We start from the raw sequence: 17,428 nt of genomic DNA on the forward strand, positions 1-17,428 counted from the left end.
CCGTAGACCCAAATTAGAACGCGTTTCAGTGTGCCCCACGTTACAGCGCCGTGGCCACCCGGTATCCCTCTCGGACGGCCTCGCGCACGGTCCTCGGGGCCACCTGGTCGCCGATCGACCGCGATCCCGGCCACTCGGACACTTCTGCCGGTAACGGGGGTGCGCAGTCGACCAGGACAGCGTCCGCCACCGGCGTGGATTCCCCGGACACCCGGTCGACGAGCACGACGCCGTCGGCATCGACCGAACCGACCCGGCACCCGAGATGTCTCGCCACGCCCGCCCGCTGCATGCGGACGTCGAAGGCGACGAAGTCCCCCGTCGGCGCAAGTCGTGATCCGGCGACCGGGTCACCCGTCGCATAGTGGACCTCCGCGCCGCGCTCCACGAAACGGTCGACGACGGCACTCGCCACCGGACCACCCGTCGGATCCCACACGACCATCCGGGACGCAGGCGGCCGAATCCCCGACAGCACCTCCGCGGCGGTCGCGTACCGCTCGGGCTCGGTCACCGGAAAGGAGGGTGGACGTGGAAACCCGCCGGTGGCCTGCACGACCTCCGTACCCGCAGCGAGCGCACTCTCGATCTCGGCAGCGCTCACTTCCGTGCCGGTACGGATGTCGACGCCGGACTCCAGGCACTGCTGTTCGAGCCAGTCGACGAGCGCAGCGAAGTCGGGCCGGCCACCGCGCGAGACGGCGGCGATCGTCCCACCGACCCGTTCGTCCGCCTCGACCAGGACGACACGGTGACCGCGCGTCGCTGCCACGCGCGCTGCTTCCAGACCGGCGGGTCCAGCACCCACCACGAGTACGTCGCGTGCGGAGTCCACCGGTCCGGGAGAGCTCCGTGTCTCGTCGCCGGCCTCCGGGTTCGCGATGCACCCCACGATCGGGTTGTGGAAGTCGTCGACGAGGCACGCCTGGTTGCAGCGCACGCAGGGACGCGGCCGACGACCGCGACGGACGGCGACGACGAGGTCGGGGTCGGCGATCTGCGCGCGGGTCATCTCGACCAGGTCACACGCACCGTCGGAGAGGGCCCGCTGCGCGTGGCCGGCGTCGACGATGCTGCCCTGCAGAGCGATCGGGACCGATCCGGAGATCTCGTCCCGGATGCGGCGGCACAGGTCGTCGTTGAATCCGGCGGGGACATGTGCGTCGGGCCGATACGACTCGGGTGAGAACAATCCACCGCGCACCACGGTGAGCAGGTCGACCGATGATGCGATCGCGCGGACGTATCCGGCGGCGACGTCGGGTGTGATGCCCGCCCACGGCGCGTTCTCGTCGCACGAGAGTCTCAGTGCAACAATGTGATCCGAGCCGATTTGCGCGCGAACGGCGGCGATCGCCTCACGCAGCAGCCGCAGGCGTTCGGTGCCGTATGCGTCGTCGCGACGGTTGGTCAGCCCGGAGAGGAACTGCCGCAGCAGCGAGGTCGGTCCGGCGTCGAGTTCCACTCCGTCGAGACCCGCTTCCGCGGCGACGACGGCAGCACGGGCGAAGGACTCGACGAGCTCGGCGATTTCACGCTCGGTCGCCTCGGCAGGCAGTTCGCGTGTCACCGGATCCGGCACGCGCGAGGGTGCCCACAGCGGTGCCCGGGTCCACGCGCTCGAACCCTGCAGGCCGCGATGACCGAGGCCGGCGAGCACGAGTGTGCCATGCGGACGGCAGGCCTCGACGATCCGCCGGTAGCCGTCCCCGCAGCACTCGGCCAGCGGTGCGCGTTCGTAAGGGTGGTCGGACGGGTGCACCGACGCCGTCTCCGTGACGACGATCCCGCACCCACCCTGCGCACGTCGCGCGTAGTACGCGACGTGACGGTCCGAGAACGACCGGCCGTCACCGAGATTGGTGACGTGCGGACCGAAGATCACCCTCGACGGAGCGGTGCGTCCGGCGAGGGTGATCGGTTCGGTGAGCGCGGGGCTCATATCGTCGGTTCGGTCAGATGCCGAGATCGCGGCGGAAGCCGTCCGGCACGAAGACGTCGTCGGGGGTGAGCTCGTGGATCGAGTTCTTGCCCAGACCCATGAGGGCGGAACCGATTCCGCCGGAAAGGATGTCGAGGACGTTCTCCACGCCTGCCTGACCGTTCGCGGCCAGACCCCACAGGTACGCGCGGCCGATGAGCACGGCCCTGGCGCCGAGCGCGATCGCCTTGACGACGTCGCTGCCGCGGCGGATACCGCCGTCGAGCAGCACCTCGACGTCCTTGCCCACCGCTTCGGCGATCGCCGGCAGGGCCCGGATCGGCGCCGGGGTGCCGTCGAGGTTGTTGCCACCGTGGTTGGACACCGAGATGGCGGTGACCCCGGCATCGACGGCGCGCTTGGCGTCGTCGACGCGCATGACGCCCTTGAGCATGAACGGTGCATCGCCCCACTGCTCACGCAGCCACGCGACGTCCTCCCAGGTGGGCAGGGGCGTGGTCATCCACTCGCCGTAGGCGCCGAAGAAGGTCGGGGCCTGGCCGTCCGGCGGTGTGAGGTTGGGGGTGGTCAGATCCGGCACGGCACCGGTCTTCGCCCATTCGAGGAGCCACTTGGGCCGGGTGATGCCCTCGGGGGCGAACTTGACCATCGCCTCGAGGTTCATCCGCTCCGGGATGGCGGGGCTGCCCCAGTCTCGACCGTTGGAGAACGACCAGTCCAGGGTCATGATCAGACCCTTCGCGCCCGCAGCGCGGGCACGTTCCATGCGTTGGATCAGCGTGTCGCGGCTGCCGACCCAGTACATCTGGAAGAAGGTCTTGTCGTTGACCGCCGCGACTTCCTCGATGGACTTGCTCGCGAACGACGACAGACCCATCGCGGTGCCGCGGGCGGCGGCCGCGCGGGCCACGGCGACCTCACCGTCCGGGTGCACGGCCTGCACACCGGTCGGCGAGATCATCACGGGCAGGGACACATCCTGTCCCATGATGGTCGTAGACATCTCCCGCTTGTCCGACAGTCCCGCGACGTGCGGGGCGAACCCGAGTTCGCGGAAGGCGGTGGTGTTGTCGTCGGCCGTGATGCCGGCCTCGGATCCGGCGACGAGTGCGCCGTAGACGGACTTGGGCAGGCGTTTACGGGCGCGCTGCTGTGCGATTGCGACGGTCTCGAACCATGGGTCCTGGGCCCACGGATTCTTCAACCAGGAAGGCTTGGCCATCGTCGGTCGTCTCCTCGGAAGGTCTAGAGCCCTGCGAGCGGATTCTCGTCGCAGAACTTGGCGGGGGGCTTGGTGAGCAGGGTCAGCGGTACCGGTGCGGCCGGGGTGCGCCGTTCGGCGCGCTTGCCGGTGCGCGAGTGGTCGACGCTCGACTGCGGCACGGTGCGCTCGGCTTCGAGCGCGGACTGCCCGTAGCCCTGCACGCACTCGGGATCGGGTCCGTCCATCGGCAGGCCGGTGAAGAACTTCGCGGCCATACAGCCGCCGCGGCACGCGTCGAAGAAGTTGCACGAGCCGCACGCACCGGCGGACTGCGGTTCGCGCAGTTCGCGGAACAGCTCGGAGTTCTTCCACACCGACGCGAAACCACCGTCGGTGAGGATGTTTCCGGCGTGGAAGTTCTCGTGGATCGCGAACGGGCACGCGTAGACGTCGCCGACCGGGTCGATCAGGCACACCACGCGTCCCGCACCGCACAGGTTCAGTCCGGGCAGCGAGCCGCCGCCCTCGCCGCCGAAGGCGGACAGGTGGAAGAACGAGTCGCCGGTGAGCACGCCCTCGCCGTGGGCGACGAGCCAGTCGTAGAGCTGCCGCTGCTGCTCATGGGTGGGATGCAGGTCGTCCCACACGTCCACGGCGCGGCCGGACGGGCGCAGTCGCGTGATGCGCAGGGTCGCGCCGTAACGGTCGGCGAGAGCCTTGAATTCGTCGAGCTGGTCGACATTCTGGCGGGTGACGACGACGGAGATCTTCGCGTCGCGGAAGCCCGCCTCGGACAGGTTCTCCAGGGCACGCACGGCCATCGCGAACGAACCCGGCCCGCGCACGGCGTCGTTGACCTCGGCGGTGGCGCCGTCGAGGGAGATCTGCACGTCGACATAGTCGGAGGCGGCCAGCCGGGCGGCGACCTTCTTGTCGATGCGCACACCGTTGGTCGAGAACTTCACGCCCACCTGGTGTTCGGTGGCGTAGTCGACGAGTTCCCAGAAATCGGATCGCACGGTGGGTTCGCCGCCGCCGATGTTGACGTAGAAGACCTGCATGCGCTGCAGCTCGTCGATGATCGCCTTGCACTGTTCGGTCGACAGTTCACGCGGGTCGCGCTTGCCCGACGAGGACAGGCAGTGCACACATGAAAGGTTGCAGGCGTAGGTGAGCTCCCAGGTCAGGCAGATCGGGGCGTCGAGGCCCTTCTCGAACTGGTCGACGAGGCGACCGACCTTCGGTGGGGCGGAGGTTGTGGGCGGTTCGAGCAGCGAGGTCATGGGCTGGTCCTTACAGACGTCAGACAGGAACGATCATGTGCGAATCGGCCAGGGTGCCCAGGGCACGCACGTAGGGCCGCTCGGCGTTCTCGTCGATCCCGTGCGCTCGCAACGCGTCTCGCACCGACCCGTGGTCGCCGAGGGATCGGACGACGTCGACGATGACGGTGTTCTTCAGGAACGACAACTTGCGGGTGCCGAAGTGGTAGAGCAACGCCCCGAACGGCTCGGGGCGAAGCGCTACCTGCGGGTGGAGCCGCCAGCCGGCACCCGGATCGAACATCTCGGTGTCCGTTGCTGTCTCGGTGTCCATTGCCAGGGGGGACACGTCGGTGGCTCCGGGCGCGGTCATGTCAGTACACGCCGCACATGCCGTCGATGGAGACCTCTTCGACGAGGGACTCCTCGATCAGATCGGATTCGATCACGGCGTTGTCACGATCGGACATGTTTCCTCCTCGGTTTCTTCTCCTGGATCGGAGCCGGTCGTCACAGTGGGACTTGCGCTGTGAGACAGTTCACCACTGTAATGGCATCGAGTGCAGAATGTCACGCCTTCGGGAGGAAGAATGACGCGTAGTCGCGGGAAACCGTCCGCTCGGATAGGTCGCCGCCCGTCCACCACGAAGGAGGAACTCGCCGCAATCGGCATCGAGCTGTTCATGGAGGCGGGCTTCGACGAGACGAGCATCGACGACATCGCCGAGGCGGCCGACATCGCGCGACGCACCTTCTTCCGCTACTTCCCGTCGAAGAACGAGGTGGCCTGGGGAAACTTCGACGAACACCTCGCCGGCATGCGCGCGAGCCTCGAAACGATCCCCGAGGACGTTCCGCTCTCGGAAGCGCTGACCACCGCCCTGCACGACTTCAACACCTTCCCCGACAGTGAGGCCGAACGACACCGCGCGCGGATGGGTCTCATCCTGCACACGCCCGCGCTGCAGGGCTATTCGTCGGTGATGTACCAGGGCTGGAGACGTGTCGTCGCCGAGTTCGTCGCCCGTCGCATCGGGGCCGATCCCGACGACCACATCCCCCGCACCGTCGGCTATCTGCTGCTCGGTGTCGCGATCTCCGCCTACGAGGCGTGGCTCGACGAACCCGGATCGGATCTGCACGACTTACTGGCCACCGGGATGGGGACACTGACGGCCGGTCTCGACTACAGTGACCCGCACTCCCCTTCCACACCGCCCCCTTCCACACCTCCGAAAAAGGTTGCGAAACAATGACCCTGCTCGATTCGCTCGCTCCCTGCAGCCCGGGCCGGTGGACACACGATCACGTGACGGTCGAACGCGTACCCGCCGGGCCGCTGAACGTCCGGCGCGAGGACGACCGACTCCACGTCACGCATTCCCTCACGGCCGAGCAGATCAGCGAGCGACTCGTCGCCGAGGTCACCGCCTCGATCCAGGACATCGAGTTCGGTCAGGACGAGTTCGAGCTGACGATGGTGGGACTCGTCCGCTCCACGGTGCCCGGCGCCCTCGACTCGTGGGTCACCTACTACCGCAACTCGCTCGGCGAACTGCTCGACGGTACAGCCGATTTCGCGCCCATCCATAATCGGGCCGCCGAACTCGTGCGTGGGAGCGTGCTCGACCTGGGGTCGTGTTTCGGCTTCCTGCCGCTGCGGCTCGCCGCCGCCGGCACCACCGTCACCGCCACCGACATCCTGCCCGGCACGATGCGCCTGCTCGATGCGGTCGCACCGCGGCTCGGGCTGCACGTCGACACGCTCGTGTGCGACGCGGCGAACGTCCCGGTGCCCGACGGCAGCGCCGACACAGTCACCGCGATCCACCTGCTCGAGCACGTCGACGACGCCCTCGGTGCCACGATCCTCGCCGAGGCGCTGCGGATCGCCCGGCAGCGGGTGGTGGTCGCGGTGCCGTTCGAGGACGAGGCGACGGCCTGCCACGGACACGTGCGCACCTTCGACCTGCCCGCACTCGAGGAACTGGGCCGCAGTACGGGGCGTCCCTTCGAGGTGTTCGAACACCACGGTGGGTGGCTCGTCATCGGGTGATCCACCCGGGCCATCCGCCTGCCCGCCCATCCGTTTCCCGTCCGGCGACGAATACCCGGTGTGGACGGAAGGAGGTGGCGTGATGGACCACATCGTCGAGAGCCACTTCGGCTGGACGACTCGTCGCGTCGTCCTTCCCCGCCCCGGCGCATCGCGGGACATGTCGTGCGGAGTGGTGACGGACTGTCGGCCGCTCCCCGAGCGACCGGACGTGCGGCTGCTCGTCTTCCACGACGATGCGGACGACTCCGACTACGACGCCGTGGCGATCGGAAAGACCGAGGGCGCGAACGACATTCCGGTACTGACCACCGTCGAGGAGTGTCTGCTCGTCACCGCGACCCGGCCCGGTTCCGGTCCCGCGATCGTGCTCGCCGCGCCGCCGGGTGAGGACGAGGGCCGACGGGTCCGGGAGATCACCCGGCAGCTTCTCCGAGGCGGACCGCTACTGCGCCTGATCCTGTATACCGGCGCACTGTCGGTACTCGTGCCATTGCACTCGCCTGCTCCGACCGGACGCTGACGCGGTGTGGACGTCGGGTCCGTACCCGCCAGTCCCCCGTCGCCGTATCTGCGGACGCGGCCACGCTCGTCGCGGACACCGAACGCGAAACCGTTGGCCGTCGCCGCGTGGCTCGACGACTGGGGTGCGGCCTACAGCAGCAAGCTCACCGCGCAGAGCTGAGCGTCGAAGGGGCCGGCGGTCAGATCAGCCCCTGCTTGCTGGCGGCGTAGACCGCCTCGGCCCGGCGGCTCACCCCTAGCTTGCGCATGATGTTGCTGACGTGGAACTTCACGGTGGTGGCCGAGATGAAAAGCTGCTCACCGATCTTCACGTTCGACATGCCGGCGGCGAGAAGCTTCAGCACCTCGAGTTCGCGGCCGGTCAACTGTTCGGCGGATGCGCCCTGCCCGTTGAGCGAACGCACGACCGCCGCCGCACTGCGCGAGTCGAAGGCGCTCTCACCGCGAGAGACCGCCCGGATGGCGCGCACCAGTTCGGTGGTGTCGACGTCCTTGACGACGTAACCACGCGCGCCCGCGTGCACCGCCCGCACGACGAGTTGTTCGTCGAGGAAGGTGGTGAGCACGAGCAGACCGATGCCCGGGTGCGCCGAGGACAGCCGCCCGCACAATCCCAGTCCCTCGAAGTCCGACCCGGCCGAGAGCTTGAGATCGAGCAGCACGATGTCGGGGCGCATGCGGTCGACGAGCGCGAGCGCCTCCACGTCCGTCGAGGCCTCCCCCACCACTTCGAGATCCGGTTCGCGATCGAGGATCGAGCGGAGTCCCTGGCGGAGGATCGCGTGGTCGTCGACGAGTGCGATGCGCACCGTGCCGGGCCGCGCCCGCGGGGTCATCCGAGGCGGCGTGACGGTCATGACGGTTCTCCCACCTGTTGAGCTACAGCATTGTCCTGCAACGGGATACGGGCCGCGATTCGCACTCCACCGAACCGGGAACGACGCACCTCGAGGGTGCCACCGAGTTCGCGGGCGCGGGCCTGCATGTTCGCGAGACCGCGATGGCTCCCGTCGAGGTCGTTGGCGGCGAGTCGCAGCATCACCCGCAGACGTGCCGGGTCGCCGTCGCCGTCGTCAGCGACCGACAGCAGGACCGCATCGCGTCCATAACTGAGCCGCAGCACCACGCGACTCGCGTTGGCGTGCACCGCCGCGTTGAACAACGCTTCGCCGGCGATCCGGAGCAGGGCGTGCTCGGCCTCGCCGCTCAACTCGACCGGTGTGCCACCCATTCTCGTCTTGACCTCGAGTTCGCCCGGCATGTGGGCCACGCTGAGCTGTTCGAGCATCTCCGGCAACGACATCCGTTCGGAATCGGACGGTCGGTTCAGCGCGTAGATCGCGGATCGCAACTGCTCGACGGCACCGCGGGTGAGTTCCTTGGCGAGGTCGAGTCGTTCGCTGCGTTCGGCGTCGGGAATGTCGCTGCGGCACACCTCGATCTGCATGCCCGCCGAGAGCACGGCCTGCGTGACGCTGTCGTGGAGCTCGCGCGCGATGCGGTGGCGTTCCTCGTCGAGCGCCTGGTTCCGGTGGGCGACGCCCAGCTGCCGCTGCGTGAGAGCGAGTTTCTTCAGGGTCGCTTCGAGTTCCTCGTTGCGTGCCTGCAGATCGGCGGCGGAGCGGTTCGCTTCGCGGTAGGCCTGCTCGGCGCGTTCGAGCAGGAGTTGTCCGCGTTGGTAGAGCGCGGAGTTCTGCAGCGCGACCGCGGTCTGGCTGGCGAGGATCGACAGAACGGCGCGGTCGGTGGTGTCGAGGACGCGGCGGTCCGGCGTCCATGCGGCGATGGCACCGGCGACTCCCCCGTCCAGGACGATGGGCACGAACGCGTGGTGGTTCTCGACCAGCTCGCGACGTTCGACGGCACCGGTACGCACGGCGTCGAGCAGGGCCACGACCTCGTCGGGCAGGGGCGGTCCCTCGACGTTGTCGACGAGGAAGGGAGTGGCGTCGGGGCCGAGCACGAGCCTGCGCGGCCCGGCATCGGGAAGGACACCGTCGGCGAGGGCGAAGGCAACCCACGTCGCGCTCAGGTGCGCGCGAGCGGCTTCGGCGACGGCGCAGATAAGCGTCTCGGGCCCCTCGACCGTGCGCACCAATGCCCGGGAGATCAGTTCGAGTGCGTGGACGACGCGTTCGAGCCGTTCGGCGGCGCCGCGGTACTGCGGATAGAAGGTCGACTTCCCGGAGCGGAGTCCGGTCAGTGCCGACAGGTCGGGAGCACTCACAGCGCCGTCCGGAACAACTCGATCATCTGGTCGCGGGTCGCGGTGCGCGGATTCGTCGACATGCACGCGTCGCGCAGTGCTCCCTCGGCGAGTCGCGGCAGGTCTTCCTCCCGCACGCCGAGTTGGCGCAGTCCGCGCGGCACACCCACCTGACGGGCGAGGGCGTCGATGCGCGACGCGACGGCATCGACGGCCTCGGGCGCGGCACCGCGCGCCTCCTCCAGACCGAGGGTCGCGGCGACCTGGACGAACGGCTCGGGATCGTCGGCACCGTTGAACCGGATGACGTGCGGCAGCAGCACGCCGTTGATGACCCCGTGCGGCAGGTCGAGCAGACCGCCGACCTGATGGCTCATCGCGTGGGCTGCACCGAGGATCGCGTTGGTGAACGCGAGTCCGGCCTCGAGACTGGCCTGGGCCATGGTGGCGCGAGCGGGCATGTAGGTCGGGTCGTCGATCGTGCGCACGAGCGTGCCGGTGACCATGCCGACCGCCCGCAGTGCGTGATGGTCGGTGAGGGGGTTGTGGGCGCGGGAGACGAACGCCTCGATGCCGTGGGTGAGGGCGTCGAGTCCGGTGGCGGCGTTGAGGTCGTCGGGCATGGTGGTGAGCAGTCGCGGATCGATCACCGTGAGGTCGGGGACGAGCGACCGGCCGATGATGGTGATCTTGCTGCCGCGCGCGGTGTCGGTGACCACGCAGAACTGGGAGACGTCGGCTCCCGTCCCGGACGTCGACGGCACCATGACCATCGGCGGGATGGGCAACCGCGCTCGGTCGACGCCCTCGTAGTCGAGGATGTTGCCGCCGTTGGCGGCGAGGATCGCGACGCCCTTCGCGGCGTCGATCACCGAGCCACCGCCCAGCGCGACGAGGACGTCGCAGCCCCGCGACCGGTACACCTCGTGGCCGGTCGCGACCTCGTGGTCCTTCGGATTGGGGGTGAGACCGGCCCACACGGTGGCGTCGACCCCCTGATCACGCAGGTGCTGCAGGAGTTCGTCGACCCAGCCGGCTTCGATCAGTCCCGGGTCGGTGATGAGCATGGGGCGGACACCGCCGAGCCGGACGGCGGCGTGGGCCGCTTCGACGAGCGAGCCCTCCCCGAAGACGATCTCGGGGGCGTGGAACTTGACCAGGGCCGGCCCCGAAGCGGGGTGGCCGTCCCGAGGGGGCGCGGAAGCACGGGGATGGGTCGTGTTCTGGTGTCCCGGCATGACGACGGCCACTGTTCACTCCTGACGATCCGCACGATCCGCGCACCTGTGTGATCCAGCTTACGGTGCGCGGGTTGTCGGGCGCAGCGGGCACGGGACGCACCGGACCGATGGTGAGGTCGGCACCTATTCGACAGGGTAGGTCACGGGCGTCGATCCGCGCTCGACGGATATAGGGCGCCGATCGTCACTGCCCGCCGGTATCACCCATCACGGCGCCCTCGCGTCGGGGGTCGGCGCCACCGATCCATCCCTCCCCCTGACGCAGCAGCGCGCTCAGTCCACTGGACTGCGGGGCGACGGACACCTCGTGGCCCCTGTCGCGGAGCTGCTGCACGAGTGGATCGGTCGCTCCGTCGTCGGCACCGTCGATCGCCGGATGCTCGCCGCCGACCCCTGTGACGGGGGTGTTCGCAGCGCCGAACGACACGGCCGAGACGGCCTGCTGCGGGTCGAGTCCCCAGTCGAGAGTGTTCACGAGTGTCTTGACGACGAACTGGATGATCACCGAGCCGCCCGGCGACCCGACCACCATCCGGATGTCGCCGCGACCGCCGTCGGAGGTGCGATCGAAGACGAGCGTCGGGGCCATCGAGCTGCGCGGCCGCTTGCCGGGTTCGACGCGGTTGGCGACGGGCAGCCCCTCCTCGTCGACCGGTTCGGCCGAGAAGTCCGTGAGCTGATTGTTGAGGAGGACGCCGTCGGTCATGTGGAACGAGCCGAAGGCCGACTCGATGGTGGTCGTCATGGATGCGACGTTGCCGTAGCTGTCCGCGACCGAGATGTGGCTGGTGCCGTGTTCGGGGCTCTGCGGCGGCATGCCGAGCGGGACCGGACCGAAGTCGCCGGGCTGCGCCTCGCCCATGCTCTTGCCGGGGTCGATCAGCCCTGCGCGTTCGGACAGGTAGTCCGGGTTCACCAGGGTCTCGAGCGAGCCACCCGGCAGGGGCACGAAATCGGCGTCGGCGACGTACTTGTCGCGATCGGCGTAGGCGAGTCGTTCGGCTTCGGAGATCAGGTGCACCGCATCCGCGTCGGGGACGCCACCGTCGGCATCGACATCACCCGGCGGCAGCGACGCGAGGTCGAAGTTCTCGAGGATGCCGAGCGTCGCCGCGACCGCCATGCCACCCGAGGACGGGTTGGGCATCCCGCAGATCTCGTACTCGCGGTAGGGGGTGCACAGCGGTTGCCGTTCCTTCGCCTCGTAGACGGCGAGATCGTCGAGGGTCATCGTTCCGGGTGTACGCCCGCCCGAATCGGTGCCGGTGGACTCGACGATGCCGGCCGCGATGTCACCGGTGTAGAAGGCGTCGGCGCCGTCGGTGGCGATCGCCGAGAGCGTCTTGGACATCGCCGGATTCGTGAGGATCTCACCTTCGGGCTTGGGCGAGCCGTCGGCCTGCAGGAAGTAGGCGCGGGCCTCGTCGTCGACGGCGAGCTGTTCGGCGGAATCGGCGATCGACTGCGCCAGACGGTCGCTGATCACGATGCCCTGATCGGCGAGATCGATCGCGGGGCGGAACAATTCGCCCCAGGCGGCACTCCCGTGCTTCGCGTGGACGGTTTCGAGCATCCGCACGACGCCGGGCACGCCGATCGAGCGGCCGCTCGCACGCGCGTCGGGGCGGGGTTCGGTGCGATCGGTGTCGCTGATCCAGCGCAGATAGTTCTCGGTCGCGGACATCGGTGCCGTCTCGCGGCCGTCGTATGCCTCCACCTCACCGGACTCGGCGTCGTAGTACACCAGGAACGCTCCGCCGCCGATACCCGACGACTGGGGTTCGACCAGACCGAGGACCATCTGGGCGGCGACGAGTGCGTCGGCCGCGGTCCCGCCGTCGCGCAGGACCTCGCATGCCGCTTCGGTGGATGCGGGATTGGCCGTCGACACGGCGAAGGAGGAGGTGGTCACCGCGGTCATGCCGGCGCGGTAACCGGTCGCGATCTCGGGGTTCGTGGAGATGTCGCGATCCCCGGTCTCCGTCGCCGGCTGCGTCTCGGCGATCGGGGTGCCGTTGGGTTCGGCGGTGCAGGTCGCGGCTGCCGCGGTCTCCTGCACGTCAGCCGTTCCGCCCGACTCCATATCGTCCGACGCGGACGTACACGCGCCGAGGAGGGTGATCGAGACGGCCGCGGCGAAGGCCGCGCGGACACCGGACCGGGCTCTCGAGGGCAGGACCATTCACTGACCGTAGCCGGGCGCGTGAGTGCCCGTAGGGAATTCGACCGCGATCCGTTTGCGCACGCGCGACGCCCCGCGCCGGCCCGTCCACCTGAAGCCCGCACGGCTGGAGATGCTGACCTCCTGGATCGACCGCTACCGGTTGGTGAAGGAACAGCAGTTCCGCGGTCTCGACGCCGTCGCGCAGTGGCTCGGCCCGCGCGGCCTGGAGATGAAGATCGAGGAGTACGACCTCCGCACCGGCGGTTCGTACCGCTACGAACACTCCGACGACAGCGGCAGCTACCGCTTCGCGGGTGTCTTCCACACCGTCCGCGAGAACGAGTTCATCGTCCAGACCTTCGAATATCTCGGGTTCCCTGATGTGGTGAGCCTCGAGACGCTCACCTTCGTCGACCTCGGGAACGTCCCTGCAAGCTGGTCGGCCATTCCGTGTACCCGAGACAGGAGGCCCGCGACGGCATGGCGGAAGCGGGTATGGAGACCGGTCTGACCGAGGGCTTCGAACGACTCGAGGAACTGCTTGCCGGGTCCGCGACGCGGTGAGCGCCGTTCACCGCAGGGCGTGGCCGAGTTCGGCGGCGCGCGCGAGCAGTTGCGCGCCGTCGCGGGCGACGACCACCTCGTCGCACAGTTCGGCGTAGCCGGGCATCGCGCAGGTCGCCTGCGTCCAGTACCGCTCGGGTTCGGGCGTGATCCACGCGAGGCGGTGCACGCGGCGACGGAGTTCCTCGAGCCGATCGGTGCGCGGGGGCAGGCCGTTGCAGCGCCCGTCCCCCACGACCAGCACCGACGTCCGGCCGTCGATCGATCCGGAGTGCTCGGTGAGCAGTTCGTCGAACATCCTTCCGTAGTCGCTGCTCGCCTCGAGATCGACGGCAGGATGGGCGAGTACGGCGGCCAGGGCACCGTCACCGCTGGCGGCGAGCAACTGTGTCGTCACGTCCACCGGACGATCGACGAAGGCGACCACCCGGCACCGGTGCGCCCGCCCGTGCATCGCCTGGGCGAGCCGGAGCGTGAACGATGTGATCGGGCGGACCGACAGCGAGACGTCGGCGAGGACGAGCAGCCGCACCCGGTCGGGGCGAGGTGCGCGGACGACGAGCCGGAACGGCACACCGTCGGTCCGCATCCCCGCCCGGGCGGTCCTGCGCATGTCGAGCCGTCCGCGGGTCCGCTCACGCGGATGGGGCCGGACCGGTCCGCGCATGCGGCGCAGCACCTCGTGGCACGCGAGCTCGATCTCGGCGCGATCGATGCCGGCGGCGTCGTGCGATTCGGGCGCCTCGACACCCTCGGCGCCCGGCACCGCGGCGGCGAGTGAGGCGACGAACGCCTCGACCGCGTCCACGAGTCGCGCGAGTTGCGATGCGGAGAGGGGTTCGTCGAGGACCTCTCCCCCGTAGGTGCGGTGCGGGTCGTAGGCGTCGAGCCACGCGAGGATCGACGCCGGGTCGTCCCACGACAGCGATCCGACGACCGCGGCACCCGGTTCACCGGACAGATCACCCACCGTCGTGGTCGCCGCATTCTCGACGTCGACGGTGTAGGTGACGCCGCGACGGCCCGAGTCCGCACCCGTGTCCACCGACAGATCGGCATCGGACGACGTCATCGACACATCGTCGTCGTCCTTGTGCGGGTTGAACCCCTTGCGGGCCTCCGGGGTGTCGAAGTGGTCGCCGACCTCGGCTGCGCGGTCGTTGTACTCGGCGTAGCGCGCGATGCTCGGGTCGTCGCCGATCTCGAGCGCCGCCGGCAGGGATTCGGCGAACTGCGCCCGGGCGGGACCGCCGCCGCTCGCGGCGACGGCGGCGTCGACCGCACCGAACAACTCGTCGAAAGCGCGCTCGAAACCGGCCCGCTCGTGCGGGTACTTGGCGCACACCGCCCGCAGGCACGAGCGCAGTGAATCCCGCTCGCGGACGGAGACCAGGTCGAGCACCCGGCGCACCTCGATGCTCTCGGCCGGTGACGCCGCGACACCGTGGCGTCGCAGGAGCAGGCCGAACACCGCCGCTACCACGTCGAGCACGTAGCGGGGGCGACGCTCGTCGAGCGCGGTCACCTGTGTGACCCGGGATGCGTGCATTGCGGGGTCACCCCCGCAGTCCGCTGCCCGCGGCGTCGCGACCGCCACCACCGCGTCCCCGGAAGACGGCCGTCGTGGTGTTCGCCGGTCGCGATGCGACCGTCACGCGTTCACGCGACGGAACAGATTCGGTCACAACAGCTTCGGGCGCACTCGCTTCGGGTTCGATCGGTTCGGACACCGCGGCTGCCGGTGCCGCACCGCCGAGCCGGGTCTTCGCGAGGTCGACGTCGCCGGTGTACTTGAGCAGCGTCGCCAGCAGCACGTCGCGCATGCCGCCCAGCGAATCCGGGTCGTCGGCGTCGTGTCCCATCACCGTCGCCGCACGTGTGGCGTCGATGACCTCCGAGATCGAGGGACTCTTGCGCAGCGGCAGATCGCGCAGGGTCCGGGACAGGTCGACGATCTGGTGAGCCGTTCCCGGGCGCACGTCCGGCACTCGCGCGGTGACGATCTCGCGTTCACGCTCGGGTGTCGGGTATCCGACGTGGTAGTGCAAGCAGCGACGCTTGAGCGCGGGTGACAACTCGCGAGTGTCGTTGGAGGTCAGGATCACCCACGGTGTGGACCGGGCCGTGAACGTGCCGACCTCGGGGATCGTCACCTGCCGTTCGGCGAGCACCTCGAGCAACAGTGCCTCCATGGATTCCTCGGTGCGGTCCACCTCGTCGACGAGCAGGACCACCGGCTCCTCCGAGAGCACGGCCTCGAGCAGCGGACGGACCGACAGGAAGGTCTCCGAGTACAGTCCGAAGTCCTGCTGCGCGAGGAACTTCGACGCGTCCGCGAGGTCGGCGCGACCGGCGAGCAGTTCGCCGATGCGGTCGCGCAGCATCTGCACGTGCAGCAGCTGTTTGGCGTAGTCCCACTCGTAGAGGGCGCGGCTGTCGTCGAGCCCTTCGTAGCACTGCAGTCGAACCAGTTTCCGGCCGCCGACCGCGGCGAGCGCCTTGGCCAGTTCGGTCTTGCCGACCCCGGCGGGGCCTTCGAGCAGTAGGGGCCGCTCGAGTGCGGTGGCGAGGTGCACGACGGTCGCGAACTCGTCGTCGGCGATGTAGTCGTGCCGGCGCAGCGCATCCTTCAACTCGGCGCCCGAGGCGAACGGGGTCATCCGGGGTCTCCTTCTGTGGCGTGGTCGCAGCGGAGCAGGGCGCTCCCGGGGCGCAGGGGACGCCCCGGGAGCGCGGGTTCTCAGTAGGACCGGTTGATGCAGTGGTCGACGACCGGGATCATCGAGTCGACGGTGACCTCGCGGGGGTTGCCCGGGGTGCACCAGTCGTCCTGGATGTGCTCGGAGATCGCCCGGACGGTCTTCTCGTCGCCGCGGATCGCGTCTCCGCGACCCGCATACTTCTTGGTGTTCATCTGGTTCTTCTCGTACGAGTCGGTGCGCACCTGCCCGAAGTTGTCGGGGATGCCGACGTCCTTCGCGAGACGGATCGCCGCTTCGACGGCCGCGTCGGCGGCCTGGACGGTGGTCATGTTGCGGGTGTCCACGCCCATCGCGGTGGCGATGCGGGCGTAATGCTCGTAGCGGGAGGGCAGGTTGTACTCCCACACGCGCGGCAGGGCGATCGCGTTGTTGAGGCCGTGGTGGCTGTCGAAGAAGGCCGAGACGGCGTGCGAGATGGAGTGCACGATGCCGAGGCCGCCGGAGTTGAAGGCCTGCGCGGCGATGTACTGGGCGTTCATCATGCCTTCGCGGGCCTTGAGGTTGCGCGGCTCGAAGACCGCTTCACGCAGGTGCTTCGCGACGAGCTCGATCGAGTACAGGGCGTTGCCGAGCGACGGGGCGAAGTCCAGCCGGGAGACGTACGGCTCGGAGCCGTGGGCGAGGACGTCGAAACCGCAGTAGGCGGTGAAGTGCTGGGGGCAGCTGTAGTAGAGCAGCGGGTCGTCGATCGCGAGGGTGACGATCGTGGCCTCGTCGAAGCCGACCCACTTGTGTGGGTGGTCCATGTCGGAGGTGTCGGTGATGACGTAGGCCCAGGACGTCTCGGAGCCGGTGCCGGCGGTCGTGGAGACGGCGATGTGCGGCGGGTTCTCCTTGTTGGTGGACTTCGCGAAGCCCTCGAACTCGTTGATGTTGCGGCCGTCGTGGGCGATCACGACGCGGGCGCCCTTCGCGGCGTCGTGGCTCGATCCGCCCCCGACGGAGATGATCGAGTCGCACTTCTCCTTCTGGTAGAGCGCCGCGGCCTCCATGACGTTGTAGTCCTTGGGGTTGGACTCGACCTTGTCGTAGAGGACGACCTCGACGCCCTGGTACTCGATCTTGCCGATGAGCTCCTCGATGATCCCCGATCCGCGCAGGCCGGTGGTCATCAGCAGGGCGCGCTTGAAGCCGAGGTTCTTCGCCTCGACGCCGAGGATGTCGTGGGCGCCGACACCCATCAGCGCGCGGGGGAAGGGGTGGAATTCCTTGATCGGGAAGTCCCAGATCTGATTGAGCTCGATTGCCATGGTGTATCTCCTCGCAGAGGGGGTGTACCGGATCGGGAGTGTGATGTGGACCTCATCCGCGATTCACCATCGACCAGAGCTGCGAGGCGTGAAAGACGCAGCGGCCGAAACCGTCCGGTCGCCGCGGGGGCACCACCCGTTCGGGTAGGGCACCTCCCGCTGACCGGGTGGGCGCCGCACTCGCCCGAGCAGTGCCGGTACCGTTTTCCTCATCCCATGTGCGCTGGTAACCTGAATTAGAACACGTTCTAG

Annotated in this window: 17 protein-coding genes and 1 pseudogene; 6 read left to right on the top strand and 12 right to left on the bottom strand. The window is 68.8% G+C overall.

Going from position 1 to position 17,428, the window contains the following annotated elements:
• Positions 1–40 precede the first annotated feature (40 nt).
• From QR64_RS11980 to mftA, 5 genes are read right to left on the bottom strand one after another with little or no spacing between them, the layout of a single operon-like run.
• On the bottom strand, positions 41–1,942 hold the full coding sequence (locus QR64_RS11980; protein WP_039585334.1) for a mycofactocin system FadH/OYE family oxidoreductase 1: 1,902 nt from the start codon (positions 1,940–1,942) through the stop codon (positions 41–43).
• A 13-nt stretch (positions 1,943–1,955) separates the two neighbouring features.
• Positions 1,956–3,164 carry a pre-mycofactocin synthase MftD gene (mftD, locus tag QR64_RS11985; RefSeq protein WP_006553543.1) on the bottom strand — a complete coding sequence of 403 codons (1,209 nt, stop codon included), beginning with the start codon at positions 3,162–3,164 and terminating at the stop codon, positions 1,956–1,958.
• A gap of 23 nt (positions 3,165–3,187) precedes the next feature.
• Positions 3,188–4,429 carry a mycofactocin radical SAM maturase gene (mftC, locus tag QR64_RS11990; RefSeq protein WP_019291268.1) on the bottom strand — a complete coding sequence of 414 codons (1,242 nt, stop codon included), beginning with the start codon at positions 4,427–4,429 and terminating at the stop codon, positions 3,188–3,190.
• Between the two features lie 19 nt (positions 4,430–4,448).
• Positions 4,449–4,742: a mycofactocin biosynthesis chaperone MftB gene (gene mftB, locus QR64_RS11995; RefSeq protein ID WP_006553545.1), complete on the bottom strand. Its 294-nt coding sequence runs from the start codon at positions 4,740–4,742 to the stop codon at positions 4,449–4,451.
• Between the two features lie 40 nt (positions 4,743–4,782).
• Positions 4,783–4,878 carry a mycofactocin precursor MftA gene (gene mftA / locus QR64_RS25855; RefSeq protein ID WP_006553546.1) on the bottom strand — a complete coding sequence of 32 codons (96 nt, stop codon included), beginning with the start codon at positions 4,876–4,878 and terminating at the stop codon, positions 4,783–4,785.
• A 120-nt stretch (positions 4,879–4,998) separates the two neighbouring features.
• On the opposite strand from mftA, the gene mftR reads away from it, so the two are divergent.
• From mftR to QR64_RS26830, 4 genes are all read left to right on the top strand, one after another.
• Positions 4,999–5,664, top strand: a complete 666-nt coding sequence (gene mftR / locus QR64_RS12000) for a mycofactocin system transcriptional regulator (protein ID WP_019291266.1) — start codon at positions 4,999–5,001, stop codon at positions 5,662–5,664.
• Positions 5,661–6,464: a mycofactocin oligosaccharide methyltransferase MftM gene (mftM, locus tag QR64_RS12005; protein ID WP_006553548.1), complete on the top strand. Its 804-nt coding sequence runs from the start codon at positions 5,661–5,663 to the stop codon at positions 6,462–6,464. The genes mftR and mftM overlap by 4 nt, the downstream gene beginning before the upstream one ends.
• Positions 6,465–6,546: 82 nt before the next feature.
• The gene (locus tag QR64_RS12010) at positions 6,547–6,987 is read left to right on the top strand and encodes a hypothetical protein (RefSeq protein WP_024101649.1); all 441 of its coding nucleotides are present in this window, start codon (positions 6,547–6,549) and stop codon (positions 6,985–6,987) included.
• 6 nt (positions 6,988–6,993) lie between these two features.
• Complete coding sequence (locus QR64_RS26830) at positions 6,994–7,149, top strand: hypothetical protein (protein ID WP_024101650.1); 156 nt, start codon at positions 6,994–6,996, stop codon at positions 7,147–7,149.
• A 19-nt stretch (positions 7,150–7,168) separates the two neighbouring features.
• Here the strand turns inward: QR64_RS26830 and QR64_RS12015 are convergent, their stop codons facing one another.
• The 4 genes from QR64_RS12015 to ggt form a co-directional block, all read right to left on the bottom strand.
• On the bottom strand, positions 7,169–7,846 hold the full coding sequence (locus QR64_RS12015; protein ID WP_052227288.1) for a MadR family response regulator transcription factor: 678 nt from the start codon (positions 7,844–7,846) through the stop codon (positions 7,169–7,171).
• The gene (locus QR64_RS12020) at positions 7,843–9,216 is read right to left on the bottom strand and encodes a MadS family sensor histidine kinase (protein ID WP_024101651.1); all 1,374 of its coding nucleotides are present in this window, start codon (positions 9,214–9,216) and stop codon (positions 7,843–7,845) included. Before QR64_RS12020 ends, QR64_RS12015 begins: the two co-directional genes overlap by 4 nt.
• Positions 9,213–10,445 (bottom strand): iron-containing alcohol dehydrogenase, encoded by a 1,233-nt coding sequence (locus tag QR64_RS12025; RefSeq protein WP_039585339.1) that lies wholly within the window; start codon positions 10,443–10,445, stop codon positions 9,213–9,215. The genes QR64_RS12020 and QR64_RS12025 overlap by 4 nt, the downstream gene beginning before the upstream one ends.
• A gap of 175 nt (positions 10,446–10,620) precedes the next feature.
• A complete protein-coding gene (ggt, locus tag QR64_RS12030; protein WP_039585342.1) occupies positions 10,621–12,618 on the bottom strand; it encodes a gamma-glutamyltransferase in 1,998 nt (665 codons plus the stop codon).
• Between the two features lie 58 nt (positions 12,619–12,676).
• Between ggt and QR64_RS27330 the strand changes: the two are divergent.
• Both QR64_RS27330 and QR64_RS12035 read left to right on the top strand, forming a co-directional pair.
• Positions 12,677–12,793 (top strand): annotated as a pseudogene (locus QR64_RS27330) (transcriptional regulator); the annotation flags it as partial.
• 36 nt (positions 12,794–12,829) lie between these two features.
• Entirely contained in the window at positions 12,830–13,111 is a 282-nt protein-coding gene (locus QR64_RS12035; protein WP_235367135.1) for an SRPBCC domain-containing protein, read from the top strand.
• Positions 13,112–13,171: 60 nt separating this feature from the next.
• On the opposite strand, the gene madC is transcribed toward QR64_RS12035, so the two are convergent.
• From madC to mdo, 3 genes are all read right to left on the bottom strand, one after another.
• Complete coding sequence (madC, locus tag QR64_RS12040) at positions 13,172–14,713, bottom strand: MadC family VWA domain-containing protein (protein WP_039585619.1); 1,542 nt, start codon at positions 14,711–14,713, stop codon at positions 13,172–13,174.
• A 7-nt stretch (positions 14,714–14,720) separates the two neighbouring features.
• A complete protein-coding gene (locus tag QR64_RS12045) occupies positions 14,721–15,824 on the bottom strand; it encodes a MadB family AAA-type ATPase (RefSeq protein ID WP_039585344.1) in 1,104 nt (367 codons plus the stop codon).
• Positions 15,825–15,904: 80 nt separating this feature from the next.
• On the bottom strand, positions 15,905–17,176 hold the full coding sequence (mdo, locus tag QR64_RS12050; RefSeq protein ID WP_024101655.1) for an NDMA-dependent methanol dehydrogenase: 1,272 nt from the start codon (positions 17,174–17,176) through the stop codon (positions 15,905–15,907).
• Positions 17,177–17,428 lie beyond the last annotated feature (252 nt).

Source organism: Rhodococcus sp. Chr-9, assembly GCF_000801125.1.
Classification (GTDB): Bacteria; Actinomycetota; Actinomycetes; order Mycobacteriales; family Mycobacteriaceae; genus Rhodococcus; species Rhodococcus pyridinivorans.

Excerpts from the sequence above, each read along its gene's own strand:
- QR64_RS11980 (WP_039585334.1), bottom strand. The coding sequence starts at position 1,942 with ATGAGCCCCGCGCTCACCGAACCGATCACCCTCGCCGGACGCACCGCT.
- mftD (WP_006553543.1), bottom strand. The coding sequence starts at position 3,164 with ATGGCCAAGCCTTCCTGGTTGAAGAATCCGTGGGCCCAGGACCCATGG.
- mftC (WP_019291268.1), bottom strand. The coding sequence starts at position 4,429 with ATGACCTCGCTGCTCGAACCGCCCACAACCTCCGCCCCACCGAAGGTC.
- mftB (WP_006553545.1), bottom strand. The coding sequence starts at position 4,742 with ATGGACACCGAGACAGCAACGGACACCGAGATGTTCGATCCGGGTGCC.
- mftA (WP_006553546.1), bottom strand. The coding sequence starts at position 4,878 with ATGTCCGATCGTGACAACGCCGTGATCGAATCCGATCTGATCGAGGAG.
- mftR (WP_019291266.1), top strand. The coding sequence starts at position 4,999 with ATGACGCGTAGTCGCGGGAAACCGTCCGCTCGGATAGGTCGCCGCCCG.
- mftM (WP_006553548.1), top strand. The coding sequence starts at position 5,661 with ATGACCCTGCTCGATTCGCTCGCTCCCTGCAGCCCGGGCCGGTGGACA.
- QR64_RS12010 (WP_024101649.1), top strand. The coding sequence starts at position 6,547 with ATGGACCACATCGTCGAGAGCCACTTCGGCTGGACGACTCGTCGCGTC.
- QR64_RS12015 (WP_052227288.1), bottom strand. The coding sequence starts at position 7,846 with ATGACCGTCACGCCGCCTCGGATGACCCCGCGGGCGCGGCCCGGCACG.
- ggt (WP_039585342.1), bottom strand. The coding sequence starts at position 12,618 with ATGGTCCTGCCCTCGAGAGCCCGGTCCGGTGTCCGCGCGGCCTTCGCC.
- QR64_RS12035 (WP_235367135.1), top strand. The coding sequence starts at position 12,830 with ATGAAGATCGAGGAGTACGACCTCCGCACCGGCGGTTCGTACCGCTAC.
- madC (WP_039585619.1), bottom strand. The coding sequence starts at position 14,713 with ATGCACGCATCCCGGGTCACACAGGTGACCGCGCTCGACGAGCGTCGC.
- QR64_RS12045 (WP_039585344.1), bottom strand. The coding sequence starts at position 15,824 with ATGACCCCGTTCGCCTCGGGCGCCGAGTTGAAGGATGCGCTGCGCCGG.
- mdo (WP_024101655.1), bottom strand. The coding sequence starts at position 17,176 with ATGGCAATCGAGCTCAATCAGATCTGGGACTTCCCGATCAAGGAATTC.